The organism is Bradyrhizobium sp. WSM2793 (genome assembly GCF_000379585.1).
Lineage (GTDB): Bacteria > Pseudomonadota > Alphaproteobacteria > Rhizobiales > Xanthobacteraceae > Bradyrhizobium.
The window spans coordinates 93637-110450 of the sequence record NZ_KB902802.1; the positions used below are offsets into that span (position 1 = coordinate 93637).

The 16814-nt window shown below is 64.9% G+C and carries 15 protein-coding genes and 1 tRNA gene; 14 read left to right on the plus strand and 2 right to left on the minus strand.

Going from position 1 to position 16814, the window contains the following annotated elements; translation table 11 throughout:
• Positions 1 to 15: 15 nt before the first annotated feature.
• The 4 genes from A3AS_RS0130330 (at position 16) to A3AS_RS0130355 (ending at position 3929) form a co-directional block, all read left to right on the plus strand.
• Positions 16 to 1722, plus strand: a complete 1707-nt coding sequence (locus A3AS_RS0130330; protein ID WP_026202517.1) for a cyclic nucleotide-binding domain-containing thioredoxin-disulfide reductase — start codon at positions 16 to 18, stop codon at positions 1720 to 1722.
• Between the two features lie 127 nt (positions 1723 to 1849).
• Positions 1850 to 2158: an EthD family reductase gene (locus A3AS_RS0130340; RefSeq protein WP_026202518.1), complete on the plus strand. Its 309-nt coding sequence runs from the start codon at positions 1850 to 1852 to the stop codon at positions 2156 to 2158.
• Positions 2159 to 2464: 306 nt separating this feature from the next.
• Positions 2465 to 2974 carry a hypothetical protein gene (locus A3AS_RS0130345; protein WP_018321258.1) on the plus strand — a complete coding sequence of 170 codons (510 nt, stop codon included), beginning with the start codon at positions 2465 to 2467 and terminating at the stop codon, positions 2972 to 2974.
• Positions 2975 to 3104: 130 nt separating this feature from the next.
• The gene (locus A3AS_RS0130355; protein WP_018321260.1) at positions 3105 to 3929 is read left to right on the plus strand and encodes an alpha/beta fold hydrolase; all 825 of its coding nucleotides are present in this window, start codon (positions 3105 to 3107) and stop codon (positions 3927 to 3929) included.
• A 216-nt stretch (positions 3930 to 4145) separates the two neighbouring features.
• Here A3AS_RS0130355 and A3AS_RS0130360 read toward each other — a convergent pair whose 3' ends face one another.
• The gene (locus tag A3AS_RS0130360) at positions 4146 to 4787 is read right to left on the minus strand and encodes a TetR/AcrR family transcriptional regulator (protein WP_018321261.1); all 642 of its coding nucleotides are present in this window, start codon (positions 4785 to 4787) and stop codon (positions 4146 to 4148) included.
• 84 nt (positions 4788 to 4871) lie between these two features.
• Here A3AS_RS0130360 and A3AS_RS0130365 point away from each other — a divergent pair, with 84 nt between their 5' ends.
• The 10 genes from A3AS_RS0130365 (at position 4872) to A3AS_RS44040 (ending at position 11675) form a co-directional block, all read left to right on the plus strand.
• Positions 4872 to 5810, plus strand: a complete 939-nt coding sequence (locus tag A3AS_RS0130365; RefSeq protein WP_018321262.1) for an SDR family oxidoreductase — start codon at positions 4872 to 4874, stop codon at positions 5808 to 5810.
• A 26-nt stretch (positions 5811 to 5836) separates the two neighbouring features.
• Positions 5837 to 6496: an epimerase gene (locus A3AS_RS0130370; RefSeq protein ID WP_026202519.1), complete on the plus strand. Its 660-nt coding sequence runs from the start codon at positions 5837 to 5839 to the stop codon at positions 6494 to 6496.
• 82 nt (positions 6497 to 6578) lie between these two features.
• Entirely contained in the window at positions 6579 to 7028 is a 450-nt protein-coding gene (locus tag A3AS_RS0130375; protein WP_018321264.1) for a DUF2948 family protein, read from the plus strand.
• Between the two features lie 145 nt (positions 7029 to 7173).
• Positions 7174 to 8469 (plus strand): histidinol dehydrogenase, encoded by a 1296-nt coding sequence (gene hisD, locus A3AS_RS0130380; RefSeq protein WP_018321265.1) that lies wholly within the window; start codon positions 7174 to 7176, stop codon positions 8467 to 8469.
• The gene (locus tag A3AS_RS0130385) at positions 8466 to 8963 is read left to right on the plus strand and encodes a UPF0262 family protein (RefSeq protein WP_018321266.1); all 498 of its coding nucleotides are present in this window, start codon (positions 8466 to 8468) and stop codon (positions 8961 to 8963) included. The genes hisD and A3AS_RS0130385 overlap by 4 nt, the downstream gene beginning before the upstream one ends.
• Before the next feature lie 5 nt (positions 8964 to 8968).
• The gene (locus A3AS_RS0130390) at positions 8969 to 9436 is read left to right on the plus strand and encodes a low molecular weight phosphatase family protein (protein ID WP_018321267.1); all 468 of its coding nucleotides are present in this window, start codon (positions 8969 to 8971) and stop codon (positions 9434 to 9436) included.
• 153 nt (positions 9437 to 9589) lie between these two features.
• A complete protein-coding gene (locus tag A3AS_RS0130395) occupies positions 9590 to 10219 on the plus strand; it encodes a Maf-like protein (protein WP_018321268.1) in 630 nt (209 codons plus the stop codon).
• A 145-nt stretch (positions 10220 to 10364) separates the two neighbouring features.
• Complete coding sequence (yacG, locus tag A3AS_RS0130400) at positions 10365 to 10547, plus strand: DNA gyrase inhibitor YacG (protein ID WP_026202520.1); 183 nt, start codon at positions 10365 to 10367, stop codon at positions 10545 to 10547.
• Positions 10548 to 10722: 175 nt separating this feature from the next.
• A tRNA-Phe gene (locus tag A3AS_RS0130405) sits at positions 10723 to 10798 on the plus strand.
• Positions 10799 to 11180: 382 nt separating this feature from the next.
• The gene (locus A3AS_RS44040; protein ID WP_018321271.1) at positions 11181 to 11675 is read left to right on the plus strand and encodes a hypothetical protein; all 495 of its coding nucleotides are present in this window, start codon (positions 11181 to 11183) and stop codon (positions 11673 to 11675) included.
• Between the two features lie 109 nt (positions 11676 to 11784).
• Here A3AS_RS44040 and A3AS_RS0130420 read toward each other — a convergent pair whose 3' ends face one another.
• A complete protein-coding gene (locus A3AS_RS0130420) occupies positions 11785 to 16614 on the minus strand; it encodes an NAD-glutamate dehydrogenase (RefSeq protein WP_018321272.1) in 4830 nt (1609 codons plus the stop codon).
• Positions 16615 to 16814: the final 200 nt, after the last annotated feature.

Here is a 16814-nt window from a genome sequence, read left to right on the forward strand (position 1 = left end):
TGAGTGAGAATGACGATGGGGCAGAACGGACAGCAACCAACCGGTGATGAAGCGCTGATGTCGCGCTTCACCCGCCCCGAGCAGACCTTTCCGACGCTGACCCCGGCCGAGATCGAGCGGATCAGGCATTTCGGCGAGGTCCGCAGCTATGCGGACGGTGAGTTCCTGTTCGAGACCGGCAAGCCCGGGCCCGGCATGTTCGTCGTGCTGAAGGGCCACGTTGCCATCACCCAGCGCGATGGCCTCGGCCACGTCACCCCTGTGATCGACCAGGGGCCGGGGCAATTTCTGGCCGAGCTCAGCCAGCTCTCGGGCCAGCCGGCGCTGGTCGACGGCCGTGCCGAGGGCGATGTCGAGACGCTGCTGTTGCCGCCGGACCGGCTGCGCGCGCTGCTGGTCGCCGAGGCTGATCTCGGCGAGCGCATCATGCGCGCGCTGATCCTGCGCCGGGTCAATCTGATCCAGGGCGGCATCGGCGGCCCCGTGCTGATCGGGCCGTCGAACTCCGCCGGCGTGGTGCGGTTGCAGGGCTTTCTCACTCGCAACGGTCAGCCGCATCATCTGCTCGATCCCGATCGTGATCCCGACGCGGGCGAATTGATCGCGCGCTATTCGCCCAAACCCGAAGACTGGCCGCTGGTCGTCGCCGCAAGCGGTGCGGTGCTGCGCAACCCCAGCGAAACCGAGCTTGCCCGCGCCATCGGCATGATCGGCGGCGCCAAGGACGGCCGCATCTACGACGTTGCGGTCGTCGGCTGCGGACCGGCCGGGCTTGCCACCGCCGTGTATGCGGCGTCCGAAGGGTTGTCCGTCGCGGTGCTCGACATCCGCGCCTTCGGCGGCCAGGCCGGCGCCAGTGCGCGCATCGAAAATTATCTGGGCTTTCCGACCGGCATCTCGGGCCAGGCCCTGACAGCGCGCGCCTTCACCCAGGCGCAGAAATTCGGCGCCGACATCATGATTCCCGTGACGGTGAAGTCGCTCGACTGCACGCGCAAGGACGGCGCATTCGCGGTGGCGCTCGACGGCTGCGATGCCTTGCGCTCGCGCGCGGTGGTGGTCGCGAGCGGCGCGCGCTATCGCCGGCCAGAGATCGCAAACCTCGACAAGTTCGAGGGACGCGGCGTCTGGTACTGGGCCTCACCGGTCGAGGCGCGGCTCTGCGCCGGCGAGGAGGTGGCGCTGGTCGGTGCCGGCAATTCGGCAGGCCAGGCGGCCGTGTTCCTGTCGGGGCACGCCAAGAAAGTCTTGATGATCATCCGCGGCGGTGGCTTAGGGGCCAGCATGTCGCGCTATCTCATCGAGCGCATCGAAGCGACGCCGAACATCGAATTGATGTTCAACACCGAGATCACCGCGCTGGAGGGCGACGAGGCCGCGCTGCTGCGGCGCATCCGCTGGAAGAGCCGGCTGTCCGATGACGAGGATTCTGCTGACATCCGCAATCTGTTTCTGTTCGTCGGCGCCGATCCCGCCACCGCCTGGCTCGACGGCTGCGGCGTGACGCTCGATCGCGGCGGCTTCGTCGTCACGGGCGCGCAGTCCGAGCAGAACCAGGGCAAGCTGGTGGCGCCGCTGGAGACCTCCGTGCCCGGCGTCTATGCCGTCGGTGACGTCCGCTCCGGCTCGGTCAAGCGCGTCGGCGGCGCGATCGGCGAGGGCGCCCAGGTGGTGGCCTCCCTGCACGGCTATCTCGGCGACGCCGCAAAACCGGCGCTTTAGTCAAGGACAAGACAAGCGAATGGCAAGTCGAATGAGGCTTGCCATCGTGCCGCGTCCTGCGGACTATCGCGGCACCCGCGAGGCGTATCGCCCGCGGAACGAACAAGAGATCAATCGGGAGGACTAAATGGCTGAAGTCGTCGTGCTCTATAAGACACCCAAGGATGCTGCTGCCTTCGACAAGTACTACGCCGAGACGCACATTCCGCTCGCCAAGAAACTTCCCGGCCTGAAGAAATACGCCGTCAGCAAGGGACCGGTCGCATCTCCCGCAGGTCCTTCCGGAATCCATCTCGTTGCCATTCTCACCTTCGACAGCGTGGGCGACATCCAGGCAGCCTTCGGCAGTCCGGAAGGCAAGGCCACCGGCGCCGACGTGCCGAAATTCGCCAGCGGCGGTGCCGATTTGCTGATCTTCGACACCAAGGAAGTGTGAGGCTCGATTCAACTTTCGTTGAAGATCTCGTAGCCCGGATGGAGCGAAGCGTAATCCGGGACCTGCTTTCCTGTGGCACGATTCCCGGATTACGCTGCGCTCCATCCGGGCTACAAAATTCGCGCTACGAACCACAAACTGCCGTCGTTTGTGACAGCGGTGCAAAAAATTCAGCCATGCGTTTGTCGATTCGCACGATGACGCATGGCTTCGCACATGCATGTGACGACAACGCAGGTGGCAATCCCATGAGGGTCGTAATACTACTCTCCTGAATCTTGACGCCAGACGAGTAGGAGAGATGTCATGGTCCTCGGCTTGAGCTTGCCCGCCCTCACGTTGGTCCATGTCGTCATCAGCCTGATCGCCATCGCCGCCGGCCTCGTCGTGATGTTCGGCCTGCTCGGGTCGAAGTCGATGCCGGGCCTCACCGCGATCTTCCTGTTGTTCACGATCCTGACCAGCGCCACCGGCTTCCTGTTTCCGTTCGAGAAGCTGCTGCCCTCGCACATCATCGGCATCATCTCGCTGGTGCTGCTCGCCATCGCCTGCATCGCGCTGTACGGCATGAAGCTCGCCGGCGTCTGGCGTCCGGTCTATGTCGTGACCGCGATGATCTCGCTCTACTTCAACGTTTTCGTGCTGGTGATCCAGTCGTTCCTCAAGGTCCCGGTCCTTGCCGCGCTCGCGCCGGCCGTGGCGCCGGCGCCGCCGTCGGGTCCCGTGTTCGCGGCGGTGCAGGGCATCGTGCTGGTGTTCTTCATCGTGCTCACCATCGGCGCCTGGCGCCGCTTCAAGCCGATGGCGTTTGCCTGATCACACGATTCTCAACATTCCCTGTTGATGCCCGGCATCGCATTCGCGGTCTCGCGCGACTATCTGCGCATCACCGGCGCCTGCTTGCGCACGTGCAGCGTCACTGATCCTCACCGAAAGAGAGTAATCCATGCCCACCATCACCACCAAAGACGGCGTCGAGATCTTCTACAAGGATTGGGGAAGTGGCCAGCCGATCGTGTTCAGCCATGGTTGGCCGTTGTCGGCGGACGACTGGGACGCGCAGATGATTTTTTTCGTCAACAACGGTTATCGCGTCATCGCCCATGACCGCCGCGGCCATGGCCGCTCGTCGCAGGTTTCCGACGGCCACGACATGGATCACTATGCCGACGATCTCGCGGCCGTGACCGCGCATCTCGACCTCAAGAACGCCATCCATGTCGGCCATTCCACCGGCGGCGGCGAAGTCGTGCACTACATCGCGCGCCATGGCGAGAGCCGGGTGGCGAAGGCTGCGATCCTGTCCGCGGTGCCGCCGCTGATGGTGCAGACCGCGGCCAATCCCGGCGGCCTGCCCAAGAGCGTGTTCGACGATCTCCAGAAGCAGCTCGCGGCCAGCCGCACGCAGTTCTATCGCGACCTCGCCGCCGGCCAGTTCTACGGCTACAACCGTCCCGGCGCAAAACCCTCGGAAGCGGTGATCCAGAACTGGTGGCGCCAGGGCATGATGGGCGGCGCCAAGGCCCACTACGACGGCATCGTGGCGTTCTCGCAGACCGACTTCACCGAGGATCTGAAGAAGATCAACGTGCCCGTGCTGGTGATGCACGGCGACGATGACCAGATCGTGCCCTATGCCGATTCTGCGCCGCTGTCGGCCAAGCTGCTCAAGAAGGGCATCCTGAAGACCTACAAGGGTTTCCCGCACGGCATGCCGACCACGCACGCCGAAACCATCAACGCGGACCTGCTGGCGTTCTTCAGGGAGTGAACAGGATGACTCCTACCCCCTCTCCTTGCGGAGACGGGTGAGGGGTCTCTCTTCGCGAGTCCGAAATCGTAGGGTGGGCAAAGGCGCAATTGCGCCGTGCCCACCACCCGCCATCGATTACGAAGAAGACGTGGGCACGCTTCCGCCTTCGCTCTACGAGCTACGGCGGACAAGTCGCTTTGCCCATGCTACGATACTGGAGGGTGAACGCACCACTCATTTCAAGATCGCCCTGATCGCATCGAAGGTGCGCTTGACGAAAGCCTCCGGCTTCTCCCGCGCGCCTTCGCCGATCCAGCTCTCGCCGCCGACGCGCATCGCGCCGGTGGCGATCATGGCGACGAGCCGCGCCTGCAGCCGGTCGGATTTGGTTCGCCCGCGCTGGGCAAGGCCCTCGGCCAGCGCGCGCTCGAGCTTGTCGTATTTGAGCTGATCGCGCGCCTGCAGTGCCGGATTGTCGCGCTTGAGTCGCGACATCGCCGCTGCTTCCGCCGGATCGAGCCGCTTGACCGCCGCCGCGATCGCATTCTCCGCCGCCGTCAGCATGGATTCGTCCGCGGGCCGTGCGACGACCTCGGCGACCAGCGCGCTGGCGGCATTCTCCTGCCAGGCGGCCACCACGTCCTCCTTGGACGCGAAATAGTGGAAGAAGCTCCGGCGCGACACGTCCGCCGCCGCCGCGATATCGTCGATGGTCGTGGCCTCGAAGCCGCGCTCCAGGAACAGCGCCATCGCCGCGCGGGTCAACCGCTCGCGGGTCTGTTGCCGCTTGCGCTGGCGCAGGCCGGGCGCGGCCGGGGATTTTCCGTCCCCGGACAATGACTTGACGCGTTTCCGGACCACCTTCGAAGCCTTCAAATCGGTTCACCTCTTGCAAAATTGCACTAAGTGCACATTTAGACCGGTCGCGGGCCTCGTTCCAGCCCCGAACGGAGACATGGCATGACCGACTGGACCACGGCAGGCATCCCCTCTCTCGCCGGCAAGACGGCCGTCGTGACGGGGGCGACGGGTGGCCTCGGTTACGAGACGGCGACGGCGCTGGCAGGCGCCGGTGCCATTGTCATACTCACCGGACGCAACGACGCAAAGGGCCTGCGGGCGATCGAAGGCATCTGCGAGCGGTTTCCCAATGCGTTGATCGCCTTTGAGCCTCTCGATCTCGCCAGCCTCGCCTCCGTCGCCGATTTCGCCAGGCGCTTTGCCGCCGGCAACGAGCAGCTCGACCTCCTCGTCAACAATGCCGGCGTGATGGCGCTGCCGAAGCGGCAGCAGACCGAGGATGGTTTCGAGATGCAGTTCGGCACCAATTATCTCGGTCACTACGCGTTGACGGCGCAACTGTTGCCGCAGCTTCGCCGCGCGAAGGCGCCTCGTGTCGTCAATCTCTCGAGCCTTGCGCACCGCTCCGGCGCGATCAATTTCGACGATCTGCAGAGCAAGCATTCCTATCGTCCGTGGCGCGCCTATTGCCAGTCCAAGCTGGCGATGCTGATGTTTTCGCTCGAATTGCAACGTCGCAGCGACGCGGCCGGCTGGGGTGTGAGCAGCATTGCCGCGCATCCCGGCTTTGCGCGCACCGACCTGATTGCGAACGGGCCGGGCGCCAACACGTTCCAGTGGCGGATCGGCCGGCTGCTCCAGCCGCTGTTCAGCCAGTCCGCCGCCGAGGGCGCGCTGCCGACGCTGCTCGCCGCGACTTCGCCCACGGCAGAGCCTGGCGGCTATTACGGCCCGAACGGATTCTACGAAATGAAGGGGGCGCCAGCGCCAGCGCGGATCATGCCACACGCGAAGGATTTCGCCACCGCTGCCATGCTGTGGGATGTCTCGGCGACGTTGACCGGTGTATCCTTCGACGAGATCGCGGCCGCGGCATGAGCCGCGAGCCCGCCAGGAACATCCCGATGCAAGTCATCATCTTCGGTGCGACCGGCATGGTCGGGCAGGGCGTTCTGCGCGAATGCCTGGTCGACACCGGCATCGACCGCGTGCTCGTGGTCGGCCGCAGCCCAACCGGCGTGCGCAACGCCAAGCTCACCGAGATCATCCACGACAATTTTCTGGACTATTCGACGATCGAGGCCCAGCTCACCGGCTTCGATGCCTGCTTTTTCTGCCTCGGCGTGTCCTCGATCGGCATGAGCGAAGATCGCTACCGCCATCTCACCTATGACCTCACGCTTGCGGCTGCGACGACGCTGGCGCGCCTCAATCCGCAGATGGTCTTCACCTACGTCACCGGCGCCGGCACCGATTCCACCGAGCAGGGTTCGCGGATGTGGGCACGGATCAAGGGCAAGACCGAGAACGATCTCTTGAAGCTGCCGTTCCGGGCCGCCTACATGTTCCGGCCCGGCGCGATCCAGCCGCTGCACGGCGCCCGTTCCAAGACCGCTTGGGTGCAGGCGGTCTATACCGCAACCTGGCCGCTCTGGTCGGTGCTGCGCCGGCTCTCGCCGCGGCTCGTCACCTCGACCGAGCAGATCGGCCGCGCCATGATCCGCGTCGCCCGGGAGGGGTATCCGCGGAAGGTGCTGGAGATGGAGGATATCAATAGCCTCTAGCCTGCCGGCCCGTTAGTTTGAGCGGAAATTTCGGGGCCTGTGCGCGTTAAACCCTGTCCATTTCGAAGGAGAAGCGTCGGCGATGTCGCCCCAGCTCAAACTGATCGCACTCGACGCCGACGATCTCGCCGTGATCTCGACCCATGTCCAGGATGCCCGTGTCCAGGCCTCCGACATCATCTGGCGGCAGAGCGAGAAGCGGCTTGTGGTCGGGATGAGCCGGCTGGACTGGGAGCAGACGCTGGAGGGCGAGGCCGAGCCGCGCCGGCTGGTCGCCGCGCTCCGCTTCGACCGCGTGCTCGCCTGCAAGTCGCGCAATATCGAGCTCGCCGCTCCCGACAAGGTCCTGGACCTCGTCGGCATCGAATTTCATCCCCGGGACGGGCGCGACGAGGAGCCCGGCGGCAGCGCCCTGCTCTTGTTCGCCGAGGGCGGTGCCATCCGGCTCGACGTCGAATGCCTGGAATGTGAGCTGACCGACCTCGGCGCCGACGCGCTGGGAACGGGGTTGGAGATCGAAGGGGAGGGATGAGGTGACCTGTATACCAGCCGCACCGGCTCAGGCCTGCGCCAGAACGGCGGCTTGCGAGGGTTGACGCCGCTTCCCCGCCGCGCCATTGAGCAGGGGACCTGGTGCGCCAATCCGCCCCAAAGACCAGCCAGAAGCCAAGCCAGACATGCCCGTTCGCCTCGACCGCAGCAGCGCCGATTTTGACCAGCGATTCGCGGCCTTCCTCGCCGCCAAACGCGAGGTCTCGGCCGACGTCGAAGCCGCCGCGCGCGCCATCGTCGACGACGTGGCAAAGCGGGGCGATGCCGCGCTGCTCGAGGCCACCGCAAAGTTCGACCGCTTGACGCTGGATGCATCCGGCCTTCGCGTCACCGCGGCCGAAATCGAGGCCGCGAACAAGGCGTGCGATGCCGCGACGCTGGATGCGCTCAAGCTCGCGCGGGACCGCATCGAAATCTATCACCGCCGGCAGTTGCCGAAGGACGAGCGCTTCACCGACCCGCTCGGCGTCGAGCTCGGCTGGCGCTATACCGCGATCGAATCGGCCGGCCTCTACGTGCCCGGCGGCACTGCGGCCTATCCGTCCTCGGTGCTGATGAACGCGGTGCCTGCAAAAGTCGCCGGCGTCTCGCGCCTGGTGATGGTGGTGCCGTCGCCCGACGGCAAGCTCAATCCGCTGGTGCTGGCGGCGGCCTCGCTCGGCGGCGTCACCGAGATCTACCGCGTCGGCGGCGCGCAGGCCGTGGCGGCGCTGGCGCACGGCACCGCGACGATCGCGCCGGTCGCAAAGATCGTCGGCCCCGGCAATGCCTATGTCGCCGCCGCCAAGCGGCTGGTGTTCGGCAAGGTCGGCATCGACATGATCGCCGGCCCCTCCGAGGTGCTGGTGATCGCCGACGACACCGGCAATGCCGACTGGATCGCCGCCGATCTCCTGGCGCAGGCCGAGCACGATGCCAGCGCGCAGTCGATCCTGATCACGGATTCGGCGCGCCTTGCCGCCGACGTCGAAAAGGCGGTCGAGGCGCAGTTGAAGACGCTGCCGCGCGCCGCGATTGCCGGCGCGTCCTGGGCCGATTTCGGCGCCATCATCATGGTGAAGAACTTAAGCGACAGTATTCCGCTCGCGGACGCGATTGCCGCGGAGCATCTCGAGATCATGACGGCTGATCCCGATGCGCTCGCTGCGAAGATCCGCAATGCCGGCGCGGTGTTCCTCGGGCCCCACACGCCGGAGGCGATCGGCGACTATGTCGGCGGCTCCAATCATGTGCTGCCGACGGCGCGCTCGGCGCGATTCTCCTCAGGGCTGTCGGTGCACGACTTCATGAAGCGCACCTCGATCCTGAAATGCGGCCCGGATCAGCTGCGCGCGCTCGGACCTGCCGCGATGACGCTCGGACAAGCGGAGGGGCTGGACGCCCATTCGCGTTCGATTGGATTGCGTCTCAATCTGTCATGACAGTGCTGCCCGAACAGGACGACTCGACCAATCGCATCGTCGGCGTCACGCTCGACGAAGAATCGATCGGCCGTTCCGGGCCTGATATCGAGCATGAGCGTGCGATCGCGATCTACGACCTGATCGAGCAGAACCTGTTCGCGCCCGATGGCGCCGACGGGAAGGGCCCGTTCACACTGCATATCGGCATCACCGGCAACCGGCTGATGTTCGACATCCGCCGCGACGACGGCACGCCCGTCGTCGCGCATCTGTTGTCGCTGACGCCGTTCCGGCGGATCGTGAAGGACTATTTCATGATCTGCGACAGCTACTACCAGGCGATCCGCACCGCGACCCCCGACAAGATCGAGGCCATCGACATGGGTCGGCGCGGCATCCATGACGAGGGATCGCGTACGCTGCAGGAGCGGCTGAAGGGCAAGGTGCGGGTCGACTTCGAGACCTCGCGCCGGCTGTTCACGCTCATTACTGTCCTTCATTGGAAGGGGTAAGCGCGATGGCGGGTCCGCCACGCGCACGCGATCCGCAATCGGTGCTGTTCGCCTGCGCGATGAACAGCGTGCGCTCGCCGATGGCCGAGAGCCTGTTGCAGCACATGTTTCCGCAGGGCCTCTACGTGAAATCGGCCGGCGCGAGGCGCGGCGAGCTCGATCCGTTCGCGGTGTCCGTGATGGCCGAGCTCGGCCAGGACATCTCCGCTCACAAGCCGCAGACCTTCGAGGAGCTGGAGGATTGGGAGGGGCTGAATTTCGATCTCATCATCACGCTCTCGCCCGAGGCGCACCACAAGGCGCTGGAGCTGACGCGGACGCTGGCGGCCGACGTCGAATATTGGCCGACGCAGGATCCCACCACCATCGAGGGCAGCCGCGACCAGAAGCTGGCAGCCTATCGCGACGTCTGCGACCAGCTGTTGATGCGCATCCGCCGGCGTTTTGCGAAGGTGGGCGCGGCGAGCGGGTAGCATTCGGCACCCGTAACACCGCCGTCACACACCGTGGGCACATGCTGTCGGAAGCCTCGAATCACCAAAGCTCGGGTTCCCGGGTTGTGAAATCAGCCCCCTTCCGATAGGTTCCGCGCGCAATTCACCCCCTGCTCATCCCCCAAATCACTGATGCTTGGCCGCCCCAAATTCGTACTTGCCTCCGGTTCGCCGCGGCGCCTGTCGCTGCTCAACCAGGCCGGCATCGAGCCGGACGCGCTCCGGCCGGCCGACGTCGACGAGACGCCGAAGCGGGGCGAGCTGCCGCGCGCCTGTGCCAATCGCCTCGCAAGGGCCAAGGCGGACGCAGCGCTCAAATCGGTGCAGCTGGATGACGAGCTGCGCGGCGCCTTCATCCTCTCCGCCGACACGGTGGTGGCGGTCGGCCGCCGCATCCTGCCCAAGGCGAATCTCGTGGACGAGGCGGCGCAGTGCCTGCGGCTGCTGTCGGGCCGCAACCACCGCGTCTACACCGCGATCACCCTGGTGACGCCGCGCGAGGCGTTCCGCCAGCGGTTGGTCGAGACTCGCGTCCGCTTCAAGCGCCTCTCGGAAGACGACATCCAGGCCTATATCGGCTCCGGCGAATGGCGCGGCAAAGCCGGCGGCTACGCCGTGCAGGGCATCGCCGGCTCCTTCGTGGTGAAGATGGTGGGGTCCTACAGCAACGTCGTCGGCCTGCCGCTCTACGAGACCACCACGCTGCTCGGCGGCGAGGGCTTTCCGATCCGCTTCGGCTGGCTCAACGCCACTGCGGTGTGAGCCGGCCAGCCGCAGCCCAACAAAATCGCGAAAACAACCCCATGCACAGTAGAATAGCCTGACGGGGCGCACGCGCCGCCGGTACGAGGAACCTGTTTGCCGACAGGCTCTTGAACCCCTTCACCCCGTGCAAGCCGCCGACATCATGGACGACCACGTCAAAAAGCCCGCCAGCCCGCTCAAAACCTGCCCGATCTGCGGCAAGCCGCAATCGGAAGCCACCCGTCCGTTCTGCTCGTCGCGCTGCCGGGACGTCGACCTGAACCGCTGGCTGAAAGGCTCCTACGTCATCCCCGGCCGCGACGACGACGTGGATGACGTGGAATAAGTAAATAATTTCATGGGCTTATTCGGCCGGTCGACGCGCCGCGCGCCAGCGGCGGCAGCTTGTGCACAGCCGGGCCGCGCCCGGCGAAGCCTCTTGGCGAAGCCGGGTGGACAGGCCGCTTCCGGCCCACTATAAACCGCCCGCTCGATGGGCTTTGGCCCCTCTCTTGGAGCACGCCCAGGTAGCTCAGTTGGTAGAGCATGCGACTGAAAATCGCAGTGTCGGTGGTTCGATTCCGCCCCTGGGCACCATTTTTACGCTTTTCCACGCTGGAGCACGATCTTGTACGATTGCGCCTCGCCAGATGATCGGCGCGAAGCGCGCTCGCGTATTTCTCTTCCTAGGGCTCGCTAAGTCTATGTACGTCAAATCCAGCGTTCAGAACCACGCTTCCGCACGCCCTTCCACGCCGGCCTCCGCGATCGACACTATCTGTTGACCGTCGACCAGCTCGAAACGGCATCGTACCGGCGCCTTCAAAGCAGCGACGCGTGGAAGAGGCATTTGGAAAACCGCGGCTCGCGGCGGTGTCTGGAATCAAGGCATCTAAGTCGTTCGGCAGGCTTGGCCGACCGCCTAGGCTCCCGCCACAAAGGCCGCGCGATCCCGCGCGGCTTCCGCAGGAGCCCGATAATGAAGCAACTCAAGGATATTGCCATCGAAGCTCATGGAGGCCTCGATCGGTGGCGGCAGTTCGAGCAGGTGTCGGCGGATCTCGTGCAGGGCGGCGTCCTGTCCTTGAAGGGACAGGCTGTCACCCTCGAGCGGACCAAGGTCACCGCGGGTCTGAAGAGGGAGTGGGCGTCACACGCTCCGTTCGGCGCTGACAATCGGCGCTCGCGCTTTGAGCCGAGCCGGGTGGCTCTGGAAGCTGACGACGGAACGGTGCTCGAAGAGCTGCTTGAACCGCGGGCGAGCTTTGCCGGCCATGAGTTGCAAACGCCGTGGACGGAACTGCAACTCGCCTACTTCGCCGGCTGCGCCATGTGGACCTATCTGAACATGCCGTTCCTGCTCGCCTGGCCGAGAGTTGAGACCGAGGAACTGGAGCCCTGGCCGACCGATAGCGGCGACTGGCGCCGCCTTGCGGTGCGATTTCCGGCAGAGATCGCGACCCTGGACGAGTGAGGGAGGGGACAGACGCGTGATCTTCAGCAGCAGGCAATCGAGGCCCATGGCGGCCTCGTTGGCGTCGACATCACAGACTATCGCTTCGAGTGAGGTCGGCCGTCGGGACTCAGGCCTGGACGAGGTCTCCCAGCAAATTGGCTGCCACCGTCAGCTTGGCGAGCGTCAAGCCGCTGGCCGCGATCTCCTCGACCAAGCGGCGAACGCGCATCGCCTCAGGATGAGCCGCAAGCCAGTCGCCGGTGGCCTGCTGGCCGGATTCCCCGTTTGCCAGCATGTTGGCGACCAGTGCTCTTTCCGCGGCCGCGATCTGGCCAACGGCACGATCGATGGCGAGACGTTCGTAATTATCGTTGGCCGGCACGCTGCGCGCGGCGGCGATGATCCGATCGAGTCTGAATTCGGCCTCGGCGGCGAAGAAGGTCGTGGCGGCGTCACCGATGGCCCGGTTGGTGCGCTCCGCGACGGTGACGATATCCGGTGCGGAGAGGAGCGCATCGAGATCGGCGAGTTCTGCGGCAAGGCCCGCCGGGACACCGGCATCGATCAGATCCTGCCGCCGCCTGGTGCGCCCAGCCTGCGAATCCTGCGGCAGGGTCTTGTCGAGCCCGGCGGCGATCTCTTGGATTCCGGGGCCGAAGCGTGCGATCACGGCGTCCAGACCGGCCTTGAAATCAGCATTGCGCACATACCAGACCATGCGTGAGAGCAGGAGATCCTGGATCGCTGCGTAGAGGCCGAGTTGCAATTGCCCGTCGATGCGGGTGTCGAGTGCATCGATCCCGGCATTGAGCCGCTTGAGGCCGTAGGATTCGTCCACCGCCACGAAGGCCATGACGATGGTGGCGATATCGGCGTCGGTCTCGTCGGTCAGGCGCACGACACAGGCCGGGCCGCCCCGGTTGATCACGGCATTGGCGAGACTGGTGGCGATGATCTCCCGCCGGAGCCGATGCAATTGTACCGCTGTCGGGAATTGCTCCTGCACCTGGCGCGGAAAATATTGGGATAGTTCGCGGGCGAGATAGGGATCGTCGGGTACGCCAGTTGCAAGCAGGTCGTCGTACAGCGTCAGCTTGGCGTAAGCGAGCAACACGGCAAGCTCGGGCCGCGTCAGGAGCTGGCTGCGTCTCGTACGCTCAGTGATCGCCGCATCGTCGGGCAAGAACTCCACGGCGCGGCTGAGCAGGCCGCGCTGCTCTAGCGACTGCATCAGTCGGGTGAGGAAGCTGATCTCGGCCACCCCTTTCCGTTCGGCCAGCGAAAGCGCCAGCGTCTGAAGATAATTGTTGCGCAGCACCAGCGCGCCGACCTCCTCGGTCATCGCGGCGAGCAGGCTGTTGCGGTCGCCTGGACTGAGGCGCCCCTCGCGCTCGGGGCGCGCCAGCGCGATCTTGATATTGACCTCGACGTCGGACGTGTTCACGCCGGCCGAATTGTCGATGGCGTCGGTGTTGAGCTTCACGCCCTTCTGTGCCGCCTCGATACGGCCGCGCTGGGTGACGCCGAGATTGGCGCCTTCGCCGATCACCCGGGCGCGGACATCGGCGCCTGTGATGCGGATCGGATCGTTGGCGCGATCGCCGGCCTGATCATCGCTTTCCGAGGACGAGCGGATATACGTGCCGATGCCGCCAAACCACAGGAGGTCCACGCGGGCCTTGAGGATCGCTGTCATCACCTCGAAAGGCGTGGCCTGCGGCTTGTCGAGATCAAGCAGTGTGCGCACTTCCGGCGCAAGCGGGATCGCCTTGAGCGAGCGCGAGAACACGCCGCCGCCTTGCGAGATCAGGGACTTGTCGTAGTCCTGCCAGCTCGATCGCGACAGGCTGAACAGGCGCTTGCGTTCGGCGAGGCTGACCGCCGGATCAGGCGAGGGATCGATGAAGATGTCGCGGTGATCGAACGCCGCGACGAGCTTCGTCGCCGGCGATAGCAGCATGCCGTTGCCGAAGACATCGCCCGACATATCGCCTACGCCGGCAACCGTGAACGGCTTGGTCTGGATGTCGGCGCCAAGCTCGCGGAAGTGACGCTTGACCGCCTCCCAGGCGCCTCGCGCCGTGATCCCCATCTTCTTGTGGTCATAGCCCTGACTGCCGCCGGAGGCGAAGGCATCGGCGAGCCAATGGTGCTTCTCGGCCGAGATCGCATTAGCGATGTCGGAGAAGGTGGCGGTGCCCTTGTCGGCGGCGACGACCAGGTAGGGGTCGTCGCCGTCATGCCGCACAGTCGAGTCGGGCGGCACGATGGTGTCGCCGTCGAGATTGTCGGTGAGTTCGAGCAGCGTGCGAACGAAGATACGATAGGCTTCGGTGCCTTCCGCCATGAAGTGGTCGCGACCCGAGGGTGACGGCAGGCGCTTGGGCACGAAGCCGCCCTTCGCGCCGACCGGCACGATCACGGCATTCTTCACCTGTTGTGCCTTCACGAGGCCCAGGATCTCGGTACGGAAATCCTGCGGCCGGTCGGACCAGCGCAGACCGCCGCGCGCGACCTTGCCAAAGCGCAGATGAATGCCTTCGACGCGGGGCGAGTAGACGAAAATCTCGTACAGTGGTCGCGGTGCCGGCAGGGCCTCGATCTTGCGGGCGTCGAACTTGAAGGAGATCACCGGATGCGGATGTCCATCCTGACCGACCTGCCACAAATTGGTGCGGATGGTTGCCTGCACGAGATTGGTGAAGCGGCGTAGGATGCGATCTTCATCGAGCGAGGCGACGGATTTGAGCTGCTCCTCGATCTCGGCGACGAGAGCCATCTCGCGCGCCGAGCGCTCCGCAATCGTGAGTCCAAGGCGCGGATCGAGGCGGCCCTGGAACAGGGCGACGACGTTGGCGGTAATCGCGGCGTTCCTGCGCAGGGTCTCCCACATATAGTCCTGGGTGAACGGAGCGCGGATCTGATGGAGGTAGCGCGACAACGCGCGGATCGTCGATACTTCCCGCCAACTCAGGGCTGTGCGCAGGATCAGTGCGTTGAACCCGTCGGATTCGGCGCGATCGTGGACCACCGCCATGATCGAGGCTTCCAGACGGTGGTTGAATTCACGGCTGATTGCGATCGGCTTGCCGTCGCTGGTCTCGATTGTCATATCGTGCAGCCATACCGGCGCCTGACTGGTGCGCGGCACGATCTGATAGGTGCGTTCGTTGACCACGTCCAAACCGTGATTTTCAATCACCGGTACGCGATAGGATAGCGACAGCGGTGCGGCATCCGAGAAGACCTTCAGGCCGAATCGTCTGGGATCGTCGTCCCCCGCGAGGCGGTAAACCGAAATCGTCACCGGTCGGGCTGAGGTGAGCTTTTCGATGGTGGTGATGTCGGCGATCGCCTGTTCGGCGCTGAATATCTCGGTGTAGCCGCCGGAAAAGGCCTGGGCATAGCGGCTTGCGAGCATGCGCGCCCGCATGCCGTCGGCAGACGCTGCGAGCGCGACCTTCAACTTGTCGGCCCAGGTCTCGGCAATGGCGCTGATCCCGGCTTCGAGTGTCTCGCGCTCGACGACCGGGGTCTTACCTTCATATCGTCCGATGATGTAGTGGACGCGCGCCAGTGATCCTTCGGGGAAGGACACGTAGGAGGCCGACAGGGTCCCCTTGTAGACCTGCGAGAGGAAGGCGCCGACGCGCGTGCGCACGTCGGTATCGTATTTGTCGCGCGGAATGAAGCAGAGGATGGAGACGAAGCGATCGAACTTGTCCACGCGTGCCAGCGCCCGGACCCGGGGGCGCTCATAGAGGATCAGGATCTCCATGACGAAATTGTAGAGCGTGTCGACGTCGATCTGGAACAGATCGTCGCGCGGATAATCTTCGAGAATATGCGTCAGCGCCTTGCCCGAATGGCTGTTCGGGTCGAAGCCGGCGCGCTGTAGCACCTGCGCCACCTTGTGGCGGGCATAAGGGATTTGCTTGACCGATCGGGTATAGGCGCCGGACGTGAACAGACCGACGAGGCGCAATTCTCCTTCGAGCCGGCCGTCGGGGCTATAGAGCTTGATGCCCACATAATCCATCCGGATGCGGCGATGAACGCGGCTGGACACGTTGGCCTTGATCACGATGAGAAGGCTCGGCTCCCGCATGAACTCGCGAATTTCCGACGTCATCACCACCATTTCGCGACCGCGGCGCAGGACCTTCACCTCGGGATCGCGCAGGATGCCGAGGCCCTCGCCGGTCGTGATGTCATCCGACGCATCGCCGTCGGGGGAGAAGCGATATTCGCGCACGCCCAGGAAGGTGAAATTGTCCAGGCATAGCCAATGCAGGAACTGGCTGGCTTCGGCGATCTCGTCGATCGGCAGCGGCGGCGGATTGGTGGAGAAGATCTTGATCGCCTCCTCGATGCGGGCGCGCATGGGCTTCCAGTCGGTGACGCAGGCACGCGCGTCGTTCAACGTCATGGTCAACCCATCGACCAGCTTTTGGCGGTCGGCGTCGACGTCCATGCGGGCGATGTGGAGATGGATGAGGCTTTCGCGCGTGCCCCTTGCTCCCGCCGGCAGGGTTTCGCCATGGAAGCGCATCAGCTTGCCTTGCTCGTCGCGCTCCACGGCGATGATCGGATGGGCGACCAGGGCGACCTCGATGCCCTGCTCGGCTAGCTCGGCCAAAGTGGAATCGAACAGGAAGGGCATATTGTCGTTGAGAATTTCGAGCACGGAGATCTCGCGGCCATCCGGCATCGTCGGATTGACGATGCGGATATCGGCGTGCCCCGCCGTGCGCCGCTGTACATGTTCCCAGGCCTGCTCGGCCAGGAAGGCCAGCGAAGCGGCGTCGTGGTTGGCGAGATCCTCGCTATTGGTGTGGCCGAACAGGAGTTCGGCAAAAGTCCGGGGCGCGTTGCCTAGCTGCACGTTGGCCGCAGCATTGCGAATCAGGGTCGACCGGGCCTTGTCGTCACGCCACGCTTCCATAACGTCCTCCATCTCTCGCATCGTCCGATCGCAACCGCGATCATCAGTTTGCTTCTGGAGTTCATCGCTTCGAGCGCCGTTATCTTGATCGAGATCCGGCGCCGCGAAATCTGCCCTCGGCACCTGATCTTACCACTCCGGCGGCCAAGGCGCGCGGAACCGCGGCAAAAAGGCCTACGACACGGCCGGGTCGCAGATGCCACGAGAAATCA

Bases quoted from the DNA above. Each gene is read 5' to 3' on its own strand.
- A3AS_RS0130330 (WP_026202517.1), top strand. From the start codon at position 16: ATGGGGCAGAACGGACAGCAACCAACCGGTGATGAAGCGCTGATGTCG.
- A3AS_RS0130340 (WP_026202518.1), top strand. From the start codon at position 1,850: ATGGCTGAAGTCGTCGTGCTCTATAAGACACCCAAGGATGCTGCTGCC.
- A3AS_RS0130345 (WP_018321258.1), top strand. From the start codon at position 2,465: ATGGTCCTCGGCTTGAGCTTGCCCGCCCTCACGTTGGTCCATGTCGTC.
- A3AS_RS0130355 (WP_018321260.1), top strand. From the start codon at position 3,105: ATGCCCACCATCACCACCAAAGACGGCGTCGAGATCTTCTACAAGGAT.
- A3AS_RS0130365 (WP_018321262.1), top strand. From the start codon at position 4,872: ATGACCGACTGGACCACGGCAGGCATCCCCTCTCTCGCCGGCAAGACG.
- A3AS_RS0130370 (WP_026202519.1), top strand. From the start codon at position 5,837: ATGCAAGTCATCATCTTCGGTGCGACCGGCATGGTCGGGCAGGGCGTT.
- A3AS_RS0130375 (WP_018321264.1), top strand. From the start codon at position 6,579: ATGTCGCCCCAGCTCAAACTGATCGCACTCGACGCCGACGATCTCGCC.
- hisD (WP_018321265.1), top strand. From the start codon at position 7,174: ATGCCCGTTCGCCTCGACCGCAGCAGCGCCGATTTTGACCAGCGATTC.
- A3AS_RS0130385 (WP_018321266.1), top strand. From the start codon at position 8,466: ATGACAGTGCTGCCCGAACAGGACGACTCGACCAATCGCATCGTCGGC.
- A3AS_RS0130390 (WP_018321267.1), top strand. From the start codon at position 8,969: ATGGCGGGTCCGCCACGCGCACGCGATCCGCAATCGGTGCTGTTCGCC.
- A3AS_RS0130395 (WP_018321268.1), top strand. From the start codon at position 9,590: ATGCTTGGCCGCCCCAAATTCGTACTTGCCTCCGGTTCGCCGCGGCGC.
- yacG (WP_026202520.1), top strand. From the start codon at position 10,365: ATGGACGACCACGTCAAAAAGCCCGCCAGCCCGCTCAAAACCTGCCCG.
- A3AS_RS44040 (WP_018321271.1), top strand. From the start codon at position 11,181: ATGAAGCAACTCAAGGATATTGCCATCGAAGCTCATGGAGGCCTCGAT.
- A3AS_RS0130420 (WP_018321272.1), bottom strand. From the start codon at position 16,614: ATGGAGGACGTTATGGAAGCGTGGCGTGACGACAAGGCCCGGTCGACC.